The 674-nt window shown below is 63.6% G+C and carries 1 protein-coding gene; it reads right to left on the minus strand.

From position 1 onward, the window contains the following. Positions 1–29: 29 nt before the first annotated feature. Positions 30–674, minus strand: a 645-nt coding sequence (locus XH79_RS06795; RefSeq protein ID WP_333938830.1) for a transposase, incomplete at its 5' end; no start/stop codon positions are given.

A 674-nucleotide genomic window follows, 5' to 3' on the forward strand; every position in this document is an offset into this window, starting at 1 on the left:
CCGACCGACACGGATGTTGTAGACAAGCCCTATGTCGCGGAAGCCTTGCTGTGTCGGGATCGTGGCTTTGCCCGCCACCGGGACGTGAACCTCGTGTACTCCTTCTCGGCGGATTCCACGCGTGCTCGTTCCTCAGCCCTCTTCGCGGGGATGTTGTAATCATAGGCCGATCCACGCTTGGCATGGCTGGTGGGTAATCCAGCGCGCAGTTCGATGCTCCGGAACTTGCGCGCCAGCAGGGCCGGCCTGGTCCAGATGTAGTCAGTGCTCTTGGTCAGCATATGCCAGATGATCATCGCCAGCTTCCGCGCCGTCGCGACTGCCGCGATGTGCTTGCCGCGTCGTGAAGACACGCGCTGGAAGAATGCACGCAGCGGTCCCGGCGAACGGGCTACAGCCCATGCTGCTTCGACGAGCATTCCGCGAGCTTGGCCGCGGCCCTGCTTGGTGATCCTGCCATGGTAGGCGGAGCCCTCGCCAGACTGCCTTACGCTCGGGTTTAGCCCCAGGTAGCTCACCAGCCTGGTCGGATCGGCAAAGCGCCGAATGTCGCCGACGGCCGCGGCCACGCCCGAAGCCACCGTCATATCCACACCCGGGAGCGTCATCAGCCGCCGAATGATCGGATCGGACATCGCTTCACGCGCGATATCCGCCTCGACCTCCTTCAACGA

The organism is Bradyrhizobium sp. CCBAU 45389, from assembly GCF_028128625.1.
GTDB lineage: Bacteria > Pseudomonadota > Alphaproteobacteria > Rhizobiales > Xanthobacteraceae > Bradyrhizobium > Bradyrhizobium liaoningense_B.